General features: G+C 60.4%; 15 protein-coding genes. 6 read left to right on the forward strand and 9 right to left on the reverse strand.

The genetic code is table 11. The features are described 5' to 3' along the window. Nucleotides 1-104: 104 nt before the first annotated feature. Nucleotides 105-1250, forward strand: a complete 1146-nt coding sequence (locus OU997_RS10345) for a PilT/PilU family type 4a pilus ATPase (protein WP_108487799.1) — start codon at nucleotides 105-107, stop codon at nucleotides 1248-1250. Here the strand turns inward: OU997_RS10345 and OU997_RS10350 are convergent. Both OU997_RS10350 and OU997_RS10355 read right to left on the reverse strand, forming a co-directional pair. After that, the gene (locus OU997_RS10350) at nucleotides 1216-2094 is read right to left on the reverse strand and encodes a TIGR03915 family putative DNA repair protein (protein WP_108487798.1); all 879 of its coding nucleotides are present in this window, start codon (nucleotides 2092-2094) and stop codon (nucleotides 1216-1218) included. The two genes, OU997_RS10345 and OU997_RS10350, sit on opposite strands and share 35 nt — an antisense overlap. Beyond that, complete coding sequence (locus OU997_RS10355; RefSeq protein WP_267809831.1) at nucleotides 2094-3305, reverse strand: putative DNA modification/repair radical SAM protein; 1212 nt, start codon at nucleotides 3303-3305, stop codon at nucleotides 2094-2096. The genes OU997_RS10350 and OU997_RS10355 overlap by 1 nt, the downstream gene beginning before the upstream one ends. Nucleotides 3306-3452: 147 nt before the next feature. Between OU997_RS10355 and OU997_RS10360 the strand changes: the two genes are divergently transcribed. Continuing rightward, on the forward strand, nucleotides 3453-3851 hold the full coding sequence (locus OU997_RS10360) for an NINE protein (protein WP_108489866.1): 399 nt from the start codon (nucleotides 3453-3455) through the stop codon (nucleotides 3849-3851). 122 nt (nucleotides 3852-3973) lie between these two features. Here the strand turns inward: OU997_RS10360 and OU997_RS10365 are convergent, their stop codons facing one another. The 7 genes from OU997_RS10365 to gshB are packed head-to-tail and all read right to left on the reverse strand — an operon-like array spanning nucleotide 3974 to nucleotide 9779. Continuing rightward, nucleotides 3974-5245, reverse strand: coding sequence for a dihydroorotase (locus OU997_RS10365; protein ID WP_108489867.1), 1272 nt, complete (start codon nucleotides 5243-5245; stop codon nucleotides 3974-3976). Continuing rightward, entirely contained in the window at nucleotides 5245-6252 is a 1008-nt protein-coding gene (locus tag OU997_RS10370; protein WP_108489868.1) for an aspartate carbamoyltransferase catalytic subunit, read from the reverse strand. The genes OU997_RS10365 and OU997_RS10370 overlap by 1 nt, the downstream gene beginning before the upstream one ends. Before the next feature lie 10 nt (nucleotides 6253-6262). Then, a complete protein-coding gene (pyrR, locus tag OU997_RS10375; RefSeq protein WP_108489869.1) occupies nucleotides 6263-6769 on the reverse strand; it encodes a bifunctional pyr operon transcriptional regulator/uracil phosphoribosyltransferase PyrR in 507 nt (168 codons plus the stop codon). 31 nt (nucleotides 6770-6800) lie between these two features. Beyond that, complete coding sequence (gene ruvX / locus OU997_RS10380) at nucleotides 6801-7244, reverse strand: Holliday junction resolvase RuvX (protein ID WP_108489870.1); 444 nt, start codon at nucleotides 7242-7244, stop codon at nucleotides 6801-6803. Then, the gene (locus OU997_RS10385; protein WP_108489871.1) at nucleotides 7244-7813 is read right to left on the reverse strand and encodes a YqgE/AlgH family protein; all 570 of its coding nucleotides are present in this window, start codon (nucleotides 7811-7813) and stop codon (nucleotides 7244-7246) included. The genes ruvX and OU997_RS10385 overlap by 1 nt, the downstream gene beginning before the upstream one ends. Nucleotides 7814-7863: 50 nt before the next feature. Further along, nucleotides 7864-8760, reverse strand: coding sequence for an energy transducer TonB (locus tag OU997_RS10390; RefSeq protein ID WP_108489872.1), 897 nt, complete (start codon nucleotides 8758-8760; stop codon nucleotides 7864-7866). A gap of 56 nt (nucleotides 8761-8816) precedes the next feature. Next, nucleotides 8817-9779 carry a glutathione synthase gene (gene gshB / locus OU997_RS10395; RefSeq protein WP_108538021.1) on the reverse strand — a complete coding sequence of 321 codons (963 nt, stop codon included), beginning with the start codon at nucleotides 9777-9779 and terminating at the stop codon, nucleotides 8817-8819. Nucleotides 9780-10021: 242 nt separating this feature from the next. On the opposite strand from gshB, the gene pilG reads away from it, so the two are divergent. The 4 genes from pilG (at nucleotide 10022) to OU997_RS10415 (ending at nucleotide 13554) form a co-directional block, all read left to right on the forward strand. Next, complete coding sequence (gene pilG, locus OU997_RS10400; protein WP_108485953.1) at nucleotides 10022-10429, forward strand: twitching motility response regulator PilG; 408 nt, start codon at nucleotides 10022-10024, stop codon at nucleotides 10427-10429. Between the two features lie 47 nt (nucleotides 10430-10476). Further along, nucleotides 10477-10842 carry a twitching motility response regulator PilH gene (gene pilH, locus OU997_RS10405; protein WP_108485952.1) on the forward strand — a complete coding sequence of 122 codons (366 nt, stop codon included), beginning with the start codon at nucleotides 10477-10479 and terminating at the stop codon, nucleotides 10840-10842. A gap of 45 nt (nucleotides 10843-10887) precedes the next feature. Continuing rightward, nucleotides 10888-11424: a chemotaxis protein CheW gene (locus tag OU997_RS10410; RefSeq protein ID WP_090250084.1), complete on the forward strand. Its 537-nt coding sequence runs from the start codon at nucleotides 10888-10890 to the stop codon at nucleotides 11422-11424. 84 nt (nucleotides 11425-11508) lie between these two features. Continuing rightward, entirely contained in the window at nucleotides 11509-13554 is a 2046-nt protein-coding gene (locus OU997_RS10415) for a methyl-accepting chemotaxis protein (RefSeq protein ID WP_267809833.1), read from the forward strand. The last annotated feature ends 65 nt before the right edge of the window (nucleotides 13555-13619 follow it).

Consider the following 13619-nt stretch of genomic DNA (forward strand, 5'->3'; position numbering starts at 1 on the left):
CCGACAACACTCAGGTGGTTCCGCCACCGGGTCCACACCAGCGGCAATTCACGCGCCTGCCGCTGGCCTTTGCATAACCGCGTGATGCACATGGGCGAACAACGATGGAATTCGAAAAACTGCTGCGCCTGATGGTTGAAAAGGGCGGCTCTGACCTGTTTATTACTGCGGGCGTGCCACCGTCGATGAAGGTCAACGGCAAGATCATGCCGATCACCAAGACGCCCATGTCGCCGGAGCAGACCCGCGAAACCGTGCACGCGGTGATGAACGAACAGCAGCGCCGTGACTTTACCGAGAACCACGAGTGCAACTTCGCCATCAGTGCCCGCGGCGTTGGCCGTTTCCGTGTCAGTGCGTTTTACCAGCGCAACCTTGCCGGCATGGTGCTGCGTCGCATCGAGACCAACATCCCGACGCTGGACGAGCTGAAACTGCCGGAAATCCTCAAGAAGCTGGCCCTGACCAAGCGCGGCCTGGTGCTGTTTGTCGGCGCGACCGGTACCGGTAAGTCGACCTCGCTGGCCGCAATGATTGGCTACCGCAACAAGAACAGCAGCGGCCACATCATTTCCATCGAAGACCCGATCGAGTACATCCACCAGCACCAGAGCTGCATCGTCACTCAGCGTGAGGTGGGCATCGACACCGAGTCCTTCGAGGTGGCACTGAAGAACACCCTGCGCCAGGCGCCTGATGTGATTCTTATCGGTGAGGTGCGTACCCGCGAAACCATGGACCATGCCGTGGCCTTCGCCGAAACCGGTCACTTGTGTCTGGCTACCCTGCACGCCAACAACGCCAACCAGGCGCTGGACCGCATCATCAACTTCTTCCCCTCCGATCGGCAGAACCAGGTGTGGATGGACCTGTCGCTCAACCTCAAGGCCATCGTCGCGCAGCAACTGATTCCAACCCCGGATGGCAAGGGCCGCCGTGCGGTGATTGAGGTGCTGATCAATACCCCGCTGGCGGCTGACCTGATCCGCAAGGGTGAGGTGCATGAGCTCAAGTCACTGATGAAACGCTCCACCGAGCAGGGCATGCAGACCTTCGACCAGGCGCTGTACAACCTCTACAGCCAGGGTGAGATCACCTATGAAGATGCGCTGCTGTACGCCGACTCGGCCAACGACCTGCGCCTGATGATCAAGCTCGGTTCGGAAACCGATGGTGATCACCTGAGCAGCATGGCCCAGGGTCTGTCGCTGGAAATCAGCGACGAAGAGCCGGGTCGCCGCTTTCGCTGAGTGCGGGTGGTTGCGTGCTGGGGTGGCGAATGCGTTTGCCGCCCTGGCGCGCTACGGCTTCGGCCTGGCCATCGCGTTGCGCGCCGGCGCGGGCCTGGCTCATCAATTGTGGAATCAGCGTGCCTTCCGGCAGATTTTTCCAGAAGCGCACGGGCATGCTGGTTTCCAGGGCACTGCGGTTCAGCCGCGCTGGGTTGAAGGTGCTGCCGTAATAGGCCAGCCACAGTGCTTCTCCCTTGTCCTCGGGCGCTTGCGCCAGGCGCTGCCATTCACTTGGGCACGGCCGTTGGTAGTGCAAGTGTTGGCCGTCCCAGTAGACGCCGTCATCCGGCGTGGCAATAAGCCATGTGTTTCGCCCCAGGCGTTCGGCAAAGTGCCTGCTGGCACTGGCGAGGATGTCATGGGCCGGTTCGTGCCAGGCCACCAGTTGTGGCCCTTCGGCGTTTTCCGGGCGTGGATGAAAGCGTAAGAAGGCATGCAGGTGATGGGCCTCGCGGCGTATCGCCTTGAGTCGTTTGTGCAGTTGGCTGCCGTCAATATCCCCCGGCAGCATGGCGGCGTGATCACCCTGGGCGACGCGCCAGAGAATCCGATAGAGCAGGCTCCAGCGATCCTCGACGCGAAAATAGGCCGCATTCTGCAGCAGTTCCAGTAGCTGCTTGGGGATGCGCAGTGCTGGTTTTGCTGCGGGTGGATTGCTGGGTGATGGCGTGTGGTCGAACAGCCCGCGGCTGGCTCCGTCAGCCAGCCAGGTGATCTGATGTGGCGGCACGCCTTGCTGTAACAGGCTTCTAGCGACCTCACGCCAGCCGGCAAAGCTGCCGTCGAATTGCGCGCTGTGCATCACCACAGCGCCATTTGTGCAGGGGTTTCGCTCAGTTGCTGGCGCAGCAGCAGGGATTCGCGGCTGGCCTGCAGGGGGCGATAGTCCTGCGTGACGATAAACGGCTTGGCCTTTTCCAAGGCGCAGCGCAGGCGTGTGAGGTCATCGAAGCGGATGCGCTTTTCCCGGCGTAAGGCCACCAGCCGTTTGGCGCTGAGCACGCCGATACCGGGCACGCGGGCGATCATGGCCGGTTCGGCGCGATTGAGGTCGATCGGGAAATGCTCGCGGTTGTTCAGTGCCCAGGCCAGTTTCGGGTCAATGTCCAGGGCCAGATTGCCGGGGCCCTTGAGCAACTCGCCCACCTCGAAGCCATAACCGCGCAAAAGGAAATCAGCCTGATACAGCCGGTGTTCACGCAGCAGCGGCGGGGCTTCGAACGGCACGGTATTCGGACTCTGCGGAATCGGGCTGAACGCGGAGTAATAGACCCGACGCAAGCGGTAATTGCCGTAGAGCGAGGCGGCGGTGTGCAGGATGGTGCTGTCGTCGGTGGCATCGGCACCAATGATCATTTGCGTGCTTTGCCCAGCCGGGGCGAAGCGTGGCGCGCGTGTTTCCGCGCGCGCTTCGCTCTCGCCTTGGTGGATGGAATGCATGGCCTGCTTGATGGTGCGCACCTGCTTTTCCGGGGCCAGACGGATCAGGCTGCTTTCAGTGGGCAGTTCGATGTTCACGCTGAGGCGATCGGCGTAACGACCGGCTTCAGCAATCAGCAGCGGGTCGGCATCGGGGATGGTTTTGAGGTGGATGTAGCCGCGAAATTCATGTTCCTCGCGCAGCAGTTTGGCCACGCGGATCAGCTGCTCCATGGTGTAATCGGCCGAGCGGATGATCCCCGAGCTGAGAAACAGGCCGCTGATGCAATTGCGCTTGTAGAAGTCGAGGGTCAGGGTCACCACTTCTTCTGGGGTGAAACGCGCGCGCGGCACATCGCTGGAGCGGCGGTTGACGCAGTACTGGCAGTCATACAGGCAGAAATTGGTCAGCAGGATCTTCAACAGCGCCACGCAGCGTCCATCTGGGGTGAAGCTGTGGCAGATGCCCATGCCGTTGGTCGAGCCGATGCCGCTCTTGCCCTTGGAGCTGCGGTTGGGCGCGCCGCTGCTGGCGCAGGAGGCATCGTACTTGGCGGCATCGGCCAGCACGGTGAGCTTTTCGATCAGTTGCATGATACGGCCTGCATTAACTGGTTATGCATACAGTATTTAGCAATCAGCAAGCGCCTTCAAGGGGATGGGGCGGCCGAATTTCCTCCTGCGGCGAACCTTGCGTAGAGTGTGGCGTCCAACCGTCATATCAATAGGGGAGGCAATTCCATGCAGCGACAGGACACGCACAGCAAAGTCATCGGCTACTTGCTGTGGATTTTTGGCTTTCTCGGCGCGCACCGTTTTTATTACGGCAAACCGGTGACCGGAACCATTTGGTTCTTCACCTTGGGCTTGCTGTTTATTGGCTGGATTGTTGACCTGTTTCTGATCCCGGCCATGGACCGCGAAGCCGATCTGCGCTTTACCGCCGGTGACACCGATTACAACGTGGCCTGGATTCTGCTGACCTTTCTCGGCATTTTCGGCGTGCACCGCATGTATCAGGGCAAGTGGATCACCGGCATCCTGTACCTGTTTACCGGTGGCTTGTTCCTGATCGGCGTGCTGTATGACTTCTGGACGCTGAATAATCAGGTATCAATCAAGAACGCTGAGCGCGCTTGAGCGGCTGACCAAACGCGTATGTTTTCGCAAGTTTTGCCGTGTCGTGGGAGGGGCTTTAGCCGCAAAACGCTGTTAAACGCTCGCCGCTAAAGCGCCTCCCACGGGGTCCTACCCGTCAGCTTTCAGGCTTGATAGCTGATACGGCCGTCTACCAAGGTGTAGCGCACGGCACCCGGCAGGCAATGACCGATGAACGGGCAGTTGTCTCCTTTTGAATACCAGGTTTCACCGGCCACGCTTGAAGCCTGCGGATCAAACAGCAGCACATCGGCCGCTGCGCCCACACGCAGGCTACCCGTCGGCAGACGTAGCGCCTGTGCGGGGCCACTGCTGAGGCGTGCGAGCAGTGTGGGCAGGTCAAGCAGGCCGTCCTGCACCAGGCTCATGGCCAAGGGCAGGAGCAGTTGCACGCTGCTGATGCCAGGTTCGGTGGCCCCGAATGGGGCGAGTTTGGCGTCGCGTTCATGCGGCTGGTGATGGCTGGCGATGGCGCTGATTACACCGCTTTTCACGGCAGCGCGCAGGCCGTCTCGGTCAGCGACTGTGCGCAGCGGTGGCTGCACGTGGTACAGGCTGGAAAAGTCGCTCAGTGCCTCATCGGTGAGGATCAGCTGATACAGCGCCACATCGGCGGTGACCGGCAGGCCTCGGGCTTGGGCGTCGGCGATCAGTTGTGCGCCGCGAGCGCTGGTCAGTTGGCTGAAATGCGCGCGCACGCCGGTTTGCTCGACCAGCAACAGGTCGCGAGCCAGTGCCACTGTCTCTGCAGTTTCCGGAATACCCGGCAGGCCGAGGAAGCTCGCGGTGGCCCCTTCATGGGCGAGGCCGCCTTCAGCCAGGTCGTGATCCTGAGAATGGAAGATCACCGTCAGGTCAAAGGTGGCCGCGTACTCCAAGGCGCGGCGCAGGGTGCGGTTATTGCGGAAACTGTCCAGGCCGTTGCCGAAGGCCACGCAGCCCGCGTCGCGCAGGGCTACCAGCTCTGCCAGTTGCTCGCCTTCCAGGCCTTTGCTCAATGCGCCAATCGGGAACACTTTGGTGTGCCCGGCTTCGCGGGCGCGGTCGAGAATCAGCTCAGCCACCGCTGGCGTATCCAGCACGGGCTTGGTGAAGGGCGGGCAGCACAGGCTGGTGACGCCGCCGGCGGCTGCGGCCAGAGTTTCCGTTGCGATGCTGCCTTTGCGGCTGTAGCCCGGTTCGCGCAGGGCGACGTTAAGATCGACCAGCCCTGGCGTGGCGACCAAGCCTTGGGCGTCGATGCTCTGCTCGGCGACAAAGCCGGCGGGTGCCTGGCCGATGGCGACCACTTTGCCGCGTTCAATGTACAGGTCCGTTTGCTGATCAAGACCGCTGGCCGGGTCGATTACGCGGGCGGCGAGGATACGGATACGCATCAGTTCTGCTCCTCGGCATCTTGATTGAGCTGGCGCTGCGCGGTTTGCCCGCTCATGGCCATGGACAGCACCGCCATGCGGATGGCAATGCCGTAAGTGACTTGATTGAGAATCACCGACTGCGGGCCATCGGCCACCGCCGATTCGATTTCCACGCCGCGGTTGATCGGGCCCGGGTGCATGACCAGAGCGTCCGGTTTGGCCAATTTAAGGCGTTGTTCGGTGAGGCCGAACAGGCGGTAGAACTCGCCCTCGCTGGGCAGCAGGCCGCCGGTCATGCGCTCGCGCTGCAAGCGCAGCATGATCACGACATCGACGTCCTTGAGCCCTTCATTCATGTCGCTGTAAACCGTCACGCCATATTGCTCGATGCCAACCGGCAGCAGGGTTTTCGGTGCGATCACGCGAATATCCGGGCAGCCCAGGGTTTTCAGCGCCAGCATGTTCGAGCGCGCCACCCGCGAATGCAGGATGTCGCCGACGATGGCCACCGAGAGATTCTCGAAGCCGCCTTTGTGCCGGCGAATGGTCAGCATGTCGAGCATGCCCTGGGTGGGGTGGGCGTGACGGCCGTCGCCGCCGTTGATGATGGCCAGATTCGGGCACACATGCTCGGCAATAAAATGCGCGGCACCGGAGTCCGCATGGCGCACGACAAAGATGTCGGCGGCCATGGCTTCCAGGTTGCGCAGGGTGTCGAACAGCGTCTCGCCTTTACTCGTGGAACTGGTCGAAACGTTGAGCGTGATGACGTCCGCTGACAGGCGCTGGGCGGCCAGTTCGAAGGTGGTACGCGTGCGCGTGGAGTTCTCGAAGAACACGTTGCACACCGTTTTGCCGCGCAGCAGTGGGACTTTCTTGACCGCGCGTGCGCCGACTTCGAGGAAGGAATCGGCGGTGTCGAGGATTTCCGTCAACAGCTCACGGGACAGGCCGTCGAGGGACAGAAAATGGCGCAGTTGGCCTTGGTCATTGAGCTGCAGCGAGCGCTTGGCTAGGGTCGTCATGGGGCGAGTCTCAGTGGGCAAGCGTCTGGAATTCGAGGGTCAGCGGTGTGGGACCGGTCAATTTTACCCGCTGATCCGCCGGCAGTGACAGTGTGGCGCCGACCACATCCGGACGAATCGGCAGCTCGCGGGCATTGAGATCCAGCAGGCTGACCAGGGTCACGCTGGCTGGGCGGCCATAATCGAACAGCTCATTGAGTGCGGCGCGGATGGTGCGGCCGCTCATCAGTACATCGTCGATCAGCACCAGGTGCTGGCCTTCGATCTCGAACGGCAGCTCGGATGGTTGCACCTGCGGGTGCAGGCCATTCTGGGTGAAGTCATCACGGTAGAAGGACACATCGAGAATGCCCAGCGCGTCCTGGCGGCCGAGGGTTTCGAGCAAGGCCTGGGCCACCCAGACGCCGCCGGTGCGGATGCCGATAAAGCGCGGCGCACTGATTTGCCGTTGGTTCAGGTGGCGGGTCAGGGCGTCGGCCATTTGCGGTAGCAGTTCGGCCGGGTTGGGTAAGCTCATGGCAACACTCCAGATGCAGTCTTAGCGGGGGTTAGCCCAAACAATGTTCTTCTAGCCAGCCCTGCAACAAGAGTGCAGCGGCCAGGGCATCGACCGGGCGTTCGCGGTAGCCGCCGGTTTGTCCGTGCTGCAAGCGCTGGCCCTTGGCCTCGTAAGTGGTCAGGCGTTCGTCGTGGGTGTGTACGGGCAAGTTGAAGCGGCCGTTTAGGCGGCGGGCGAATTTTTCCGCGCGCTCGCTCATCTCGCTTTTCGTGCCGTCCATGTTTAGCGGCAGGCCAACGACGATGGCGTCCGGCTGCCACTCTTTGATCAGCGCTTCGACCTTTTGCCAGTCCGGCACGCCGTTCTGTGCTTTGAGGATGCACAGTTCACGGGCCTGGCCGGTGATCACCTGACCGACCGCGACGCCGATCTGCTTGGTGCCATAGTCAAAGCCCAGCAGCAGGCGCAGCGGTTTTGTATTCGCCTCGGCCATCAGGCGTGCCCGGCTTGTGAGGTGAGCAGGCTGAGGTTGACGCCCAGGCGCGAGGCTGCAGCGTTCAGGCGTTGGTCAAAGGGTAGGTCGAAGAGGATGGCGTGGTCGGCCGGGCAGGTCAGCCAAGCGTTGTCAGCCAGTTCAGCTTCCAGCTGTCCAGCCTCCCAGCCGGCATAACCGAGGGTGATCAGGTATTTCTCCGGCCCAGTACCATCGGCGATGGCGAACAGCACGTCTTGAGAGGTCGACAGACCCAGCTCGCCCAGCTCCAGGGTGGCCTGAAACTGAGGCCCGCTGGGGTGCAGGACAAAGCCACGATCGGTCTGCACCGGGCCGCCGGTAAAGATCGGCAAGCTTTGGCAGAGTACGGGCGGCTCGTCATCCGGACGCAGTTGCTCGAGTACGTCAGCCAGATTGAGTCCGTTGGGCTTGTTGATCACCAGGCCCATGGCCCCGTGTTCGTTGTGGTCAATCAGGTAGGTGACGGTCTGCGCAAAATGCGGATCGGCCATGTGCGGCATGGCAATCAGGAAGTGGTGCTTGAGGTAGCTGGGGCTGGCGTCTTTCATGGCGTTAGTTTGGAGCTTCAAGCAGCAAGCCTCAAGCGCCGCGCGCAGATTCAGTTACTCGACAGGCGGTCGCCGCGTTCGAAACGCCAGGTGCGGATGATTTCCAGGCGGTCGACATCGGCCAGGTCACCAGTGAACGGGGCGAACGGCGCGGCCAGGCGCACGATGCGCAGGGCGGCTTGGTCGAGCGTGCGCTGGCCGGAGGATTCCAGCACCTGCACTTCGTACAGGGTGCCGTCACGGTTGATCGACACCAGCAGGCGCAGACTGCCGTAGATGCCCTGGCGGCGCGCTTCATCTGGATAGTTAAGGTTGCCGACCCGCTCGACCTTCTTGCGCCACTCATCCTTATACCAGGCGCCTTTGTCGCGCATGGTCGAGGCGGCGTTGAGGCGGTGGATCTTCGGGCGTTTAGCGTATTGCTGAACTTCCTGGGCCAGTTCAGCCTCCAGGCTGGCGATTTCCGACGACAGTTGTGCGCTGTCGAACACCGGTGCGGGCCGGGCTTGCGGTGTGGGTTTGGCTTCTTCGCGCTTCACCGGAGTTTTCTGCGGCTGTGGGGTGCGCGTGGCGACGGCGGCTTTCGGTGCTTCCTGGCGTACTGCTGGCTGTTGCGGCGAGGCGGGCGGGGTGACGCGGTTGACTTCGCTGTCCTGGAAGAGCGCCTGTTCGGTGGTCTTCGGCGCCGCCTTGTGTTCCAGGGTGCCACTGCCTTGCTGGTTGTCCTGGGCGAGAAAATCGGCCTCTTTGGGCTTTTCCTCGCTCTTGAAGGTGGACAGGGTGATTTCCAGGGTTTTGCTGATTTGGCTCGGCTCGGCCAGGGTAAAGCCCAGGCCGAGGATCAGTGCGGCATGCAGCACTGCTGCGAGAAAAAGGGTAAAGCCCAGACGGTCAGCCGGCTGTACGCCGGCGCTGGAAAGTTCAGGGAATTGGGCTGCTGCGTTCATCGCATGTCGGGTCTGCTCAGGTTGCCGCGCAGTCTGCCGAGGGCGCATGGAAAAGTCTATGAAGCACTGCGCGCATTGAGCTTCTCGGCAATCTTGTCCATCAGGCGTTCGCCGATGCGGGTATCGAAGGCGGCGTCGATCTCGCGGATGCAGGTCGGGCTGGTCACGTTGATCTCGGTCAGGTGCTCGCCGATGACGTCCAGGCCGACAAACAGCAGGCCTTTCTCGCGCAGCGTCGGGCCGACGGCGGCAGCGATTTCACGGTCGCGCTCGGTCAGCGGTCGGGCTTCGCCACGCCCGCCGGCGGCGAGGTTGCCCCGGGTTTCGCCGGCAGCCGGGATGCGTGCCAGGCAGTAGGGCACTGGCTCGCCGTCAATCATCAAAATACGCTTGTCGCCATCCTTGATCGCCGGCAGGTAACCCTGGGCCATGATCTGCTGCTGGCCGTGGTTGGTCAGGGTCTCGAGAATCACGGAAAGGTTGGGGTCGCCTTCGCGGTGACGAAATATCATCGATCCGCCCATCCCATCGAGGGGTTTGAGAATGATGTCACGCTGCTCTTTGGCAAACTCGCGCAGAATGTCGGCCCTGCGGCTGACCACGGTCGGCGGTGTGTATTGGCTGAACTGGGTGGCAAAGTACTTTTCATTGCAATCGCGCAGGCTTTGTGGGCGGTTGACCACCAGCACCCCGTCCTGTTCGGCTTGTTCCAGCAGGTAGGTTGAGTAGACGAACTCGTTGTCGAAGGGCGGATCCTTGCGCATCAGGATCACGTCCAGTTCGCTCAGGGCGATGTCCTGTGCGGCGCCGAGTTCAAACCAGCGCTGGGGGTCGTTGAATACGCTAAGCTCTGATAGCCGGGCGCGGGCTTGGCCTCGGTTCTGGTAAAGATCTTTCTGCTCCATATAGAAGAGTGACCAGCCGCGTGCTTGTGCGGCCAGCAACATGGCCAGGGAGCTGTCCTTCTTGAAGCTGATCTGGGCGATGGGGTCCATGACAATGCCAAGGCGGATGCTCATGGTGGTGTTCTCCGTAAAAATGGCAGCGTTTTAGGTGAGCTGCGACTGTAATGTGGCGTCAGGGTGGCGCTGGCAGGTCGGGTGGTCAAGGAAAAACCTTGGCCCTGTGCGGCTTATAGATTGCATCTGGAGAGTGTGCTAAAAAGGCCCGACGATTGGGTTATAGCCCATCGGTGACAGGGCTTCAGGCGCACTGATATAACGCAAGAATAACGACTCACCGAGGCGATGGTAGGGCAAACATGGAACAGCATTCCGAGGGTTTGAGGGTGATGGTGATCGACGATTCGAAAACGATTCGTCGTACCGCGGAAACCCTGCTGAAAAAGGTGGGCTGCGATGTAATCACCGCAGTTGACGGTTTCGATGCTTTGGCAAAGATCGCCGATACCCATCCGAACATCATTTTTGTCGACATCATGATGCCGCGACTTGATGGCTATCAAACCTGTGCCTTGATTAAGAACAACAGCGCTTTCAAATCCACTCCGGTGATCATGCTGTCCTCAAAGGATGGCCTGTTTGATAAAGCCAAGGGACGCATTGTTGGCTCTGATCAATATCTGACCAAGCCCTTCAGCAAAGAAGAGCTGCTCGGTGCGATCAAGGCTCACGTACCTGACTTTACGCCGGTTGAACAAGCGTCCTGACGCCTGGCTGCATAGCTGAGCGCCTTTTTAAAGTATTGGGAAACACCATGGCTCGAATTCTGATTGTTGATGACTCGCCGACTGAAATGTACAAACTGACCGCCATGCTGGAAAAGCACGGTCATCAGGTACTAAAAGCGGAGAATGGTGCTGACGGCGTCGCTCTGGCGCGCCAGGAAAAGCCCGACGCCGTGCTGATGGACATCGTCATGCCTGGCCTGAATGGCTTCCAGGCTACCCGTCAGCTGACCAAGGATGCTGACACCAGCCATATCCCGGTGATCATCGTCACCACTAAGGATCAGGAAACCGACAAGGTCTGGGGTAAACGCCAGGGCGCGAAGGATTACCTGACTAAGCCAGTTGATGAAGAAACCCTGGTTAAAACCTTGAATGCGGTATTGGCCGGCTAATACCTGGTTTGTCCGCAATTTAAAAAGAATAAGGCCGCAGCTGGCATGTCGGACGCGCAAACACCTTTTCAGACTCTTCAGGACATCGACAGGCTCTGTCGCTCGCTTGCTGCTGGCTTGCCTTCGCAGCAAGCGGTGGTGCAGACCTGGAGCGGTATCGGCTTTCGCATGGGCGAGCGTTTTTTCGTCGCGCCGATGGGGGAGGTTGGCGAGGTATTGCATGAGCCGCGGCATACCTTGTTGCCTGGCGTAAAAAGCTGGGTCAAGGGCGTGGCCAACGTGCGTGGTCGCCTGCTGCCTGTTATGGATCTGTGTGGGTTCTTCGGCAATGAACTGTCGCCGTTGCGCAAGAAACGCCGTGTGCTGGTGGTTGATCATCAGGAAGTCTTTGCCGGCCTGACGGTTGATGAAGTATTCGGCATGCAGCATTTTCCTGTGGATACATTCTCCGAGCAGCTGCCGCCGCTCGAGGCGTCCATAGCACCCTTTATCCACGGAGTCTTTCAACGTGAACAGCCCTGGTTGGTGTTCAGCCCACACGCGCTGGCCCAGAACCCGGGTTTTCTCGACGTGGCGTATTAACAGTTTATCGGTGGGGTCGGCATTGCCGGCCTTTTGGCGTTACATGGGAACCGTAGTGCGGTCGGTCCAGGCGGGGGCCAGTAAATGAAAAAACTAAATGCAAGTAATTTGTTAGCAGGTGCGCGCAGTAGCACATTGATCGCAGGGCTGTTTATTGTCCTGATCGTGTCGATCGTGTTGTTGTTCGCCAACTTCGCCTACATCAACACCCAATCCAACTACGACACGGAATACATCGGTCACGCCGGTGAACTGCGTGTTCTATCCCAGCGTATTGCGAAGAACTCCACGGAAGCGGCAGCCGGTAAGGCTGAGGCCTTCGGTTTGCTGCGCGATGCGCGCAACGATTTCCAGGCGCGTTGGGGTTACCTGACTGACGGTAACGAAGCCACTGGTCTGCCGGCGGCACCTGAGTCACTGCAGGCGCAGATGGCCGTGGTGCAGCAGGATTGGGATACCCTGCGGCAGAACACCGACGCCATTCTGGCGAACGAGCAGACCGTACTGTCGCTGCACCAGGTAGCGGCCACCTTGGCTGAGACCATTCCGCAATTGCAGGTCGAGTACGAGGAAGTGGTCGACATCCTGCTGGAGAGTGGTGCACCGGCTGCCCAGGTGTCGGTTGCCCAGCGTCAATCACTGCTGGCAGAACGTATTCTGGGTTCGGTGAACAAGGTGCTGGCCGGTGACCAGGACTCGGTACAGGCCGCTGACATGTTTGGTCGCGATGCCAGCCTGTTCGGCCGCGTACTGGCCGCGATGCTGGAAGGCAACGCCGCCATGGAAATTTCCAAGGTGACTGACGAGGAAGCTCTCGAACGTCTGGCAGAAATTTCCGAATTGTTCGAATTCGTATCCGGTTCTGTGGACGAGATTCTCGAAACCTCGCCGGAGCTGTTCCAAGTGCGTGAGTCGGCGAACGTGATCTTCAGCGTTTCGCAGACCCTGCTGGACAAGGCTTCTGGCCTGGCTGTTGGCTTTGATGACCTGGCCACCGGTCGCGCCATCAACACCCTGTTTGGTTATGTGTTGGGCGCCCTGGCGCTGGGTTCGATCATCCTCATCGGTCTGGTGATGGTGCGCGAAACCAACCGTCGCCTGGCCTCCACGGCTGAGAAGAACGAACGTAACCAGGCGGCGATTCTGCGACTGCTCGACGAAATCGCCGACCTCGCAGATGGTGACTTGACTGTGGCTGCGACGGTAACCGAGGACTTCACCGGTGCCATCGCTGACTCCATCAACTACTCCATCGACCAGCTGCGCGACCTGGTAGCCACGATCAACCTGACCGCCGTTCAGGTAGCCGGTGCTGCCCAGGAAACCCAGGCCACGGCGATGCACCTGGCCGAAGCGTCAGAGCACCAGGCTCAGGAGATTGCCGGTGCCTCGGCGGCGATCAACGAAATGGCCGTATCGATTGACCAGGTATCGGCGAACGCCTCGGAATCCTCGGCGGTAGCGGAGCGTTCCGTAGCCATCGCCAACAAGGGTAACGAAGTCGTACACAATACCATCACCGGGATGGATAACATCCGTGAGCAGATCCAGGACACCTCTAAGCGTATTAAACGCCTCGGTGAATCGTCCCAGGAGATCGGTGACATCGTTAGCCTGATTAACGACATTGCTGACCAGACCAACATCCTCGCACTGAACGCCGCGATCCAGGCCTCCATGGCGGGTGACGCGGGTCGAGGCTTCGCCGTGGTAGCGGACGAAGTACAACGTCTCGCAGAACGTTCCTCTGCGGCAACCAAGCAGATTGAAGCGCTGGTTAAAACGATTCAGACCGACACCAACGAAGCTGTTATCTCGATGGAGCAAACGACGTCTGAAGTGGTACGCGGTGCGCGACTGGCGCAGGATGCCGGGGTGGCACTGGAAGAGATCGAGAAGGTATCCAAGACCCTCGCGGCCCTGATTCAGAACATCTCCAACGCTGCTCGTCAGCAGGCCTCTTCGGCGGGCCATATTTCAAACACCATGAACGTGATCCAGGAGATCACCTCGCAAACCTCCTCCGGTACCACTGCCACCGCCAAGAGCATTGGTAACCTGGCCAAGATGGCCAGTGAGATGCGTAAGTCGGTGTCTGGCTTTACCTTGCCAGGTGGGGAACAGGCGTAATCAGGTGCTGCGCGGCAGGCTGAAAGGCCTGTCGCACAAGGACTATGGCCGTGAGCGAGGGGCAC

The organism is Pseudomonas sp. SL4(2022) (genome assembly GCF_026625725.1).
Classification (GTDB): Bacteria; Pseudomonadota; Gammaproteobacteria; order Pseudomonadales; family Pseudomonadaceae; genus Aquipseudomonas.

Coding starts and splice junctions, on each gene's coding strand:
- OU997_RS10360 (WP_108489866.1), top strand. CDS start 3,453: ATGCAGCGACAGGACACGCACAGCAAAGTCATCGGCTACTTGCTGTGG.
- OU997_RS10365 (WP_108489867.1), bottom strand. CDS start 5,245: ATGCGTATCCGTATCCTCGCCGCCCGCGTAATCGACCCGGCCAGCGGT.
- OU997_RS10355 (WP_267809831.1), bottom strand. CDS start 3,305: ATGCAACTGATCGAAAAGCTCACCGTGCTGGCCGATGCCGCCAAGTAC.
- OU997_RS10415 (WP_267809833.1), top strand. CDS start 11,509: ATGAAAAAACTAAATGCAAGTAATTTGTTAGCAGGTGCGCGCAGTAGC.
- gshB (WP_108538021.1), bottom strand. CDS start 9,779: ATGAGCATCCGCCTTGGCATTGTCATGGACCCCATCGCCCAGATCAGC.
- OU997_RS10410 (WP_090250084.1), top strand. CDS start 10,888: ATGTCGGACGCGCAAACACCTTTTCAGACTCTTCAGGACATCGACAGG.
- OU997_RS10370 (WP_108489868.1), bottom strand. CDS start 6,252: ATGACGACCCTAGCCAAGCGCTCGCTGCAGCTCAATGACCAAGGCCAA.
- ruvX (WP_108489870.1), bottom strand. CDS start 7,244: ATGGCCGAGGCGAATACAAAACCGCTGCGCCTGCTGCTGGGCTTTGAC.
- OU997_RS10385 (WP_108489871.1), bottom strand. CDS start 7,813: ATGAAAGACGCCAGCCCCAGCTACCTCAAGCACCACTTCCTGATTGCC.
- pilG (WP_108485953.1), top strand. CDS start 10,022: ATGGAACAGCATTCCGAGGGTTTGAGGGTGATGGTGATCGACGATTCG.
- OU997_RS10345 (WP_108487799.1), top strand. CDS start 105: ATGGAATTCGAAAAACTGCTGCGCCTGATGGTTGAAAAGGGCGGCTCT.
- pilH (WP_108485952.1), top strand. CDS start 10,477: ATGGCTCGAATTCTGATTGTTGATGACTCGCCGACTGAAATGTACAAA.
- OU997_RS10350 (WP_108487798.1), bottom strand. CDS start 2,094: ATGCACAGCGCGCAATTCGACGGCAGCTTTGCCGGCTGGCGTGAGGTC.
- OU997_RS10390 (WP_108489872.1), bottom strand. CDS start 8,760: ATGAACGCAGCAGCCCAATTCCCTGAACTTTCCAGCGCCGGCGTACAG.
- pyrR (WP_108489869.1), bottom strand. CDS start 6,769: ATGAGCTTACCCAACCCGGCCGAACTGCTACCGCAAATGGCCGACGCC.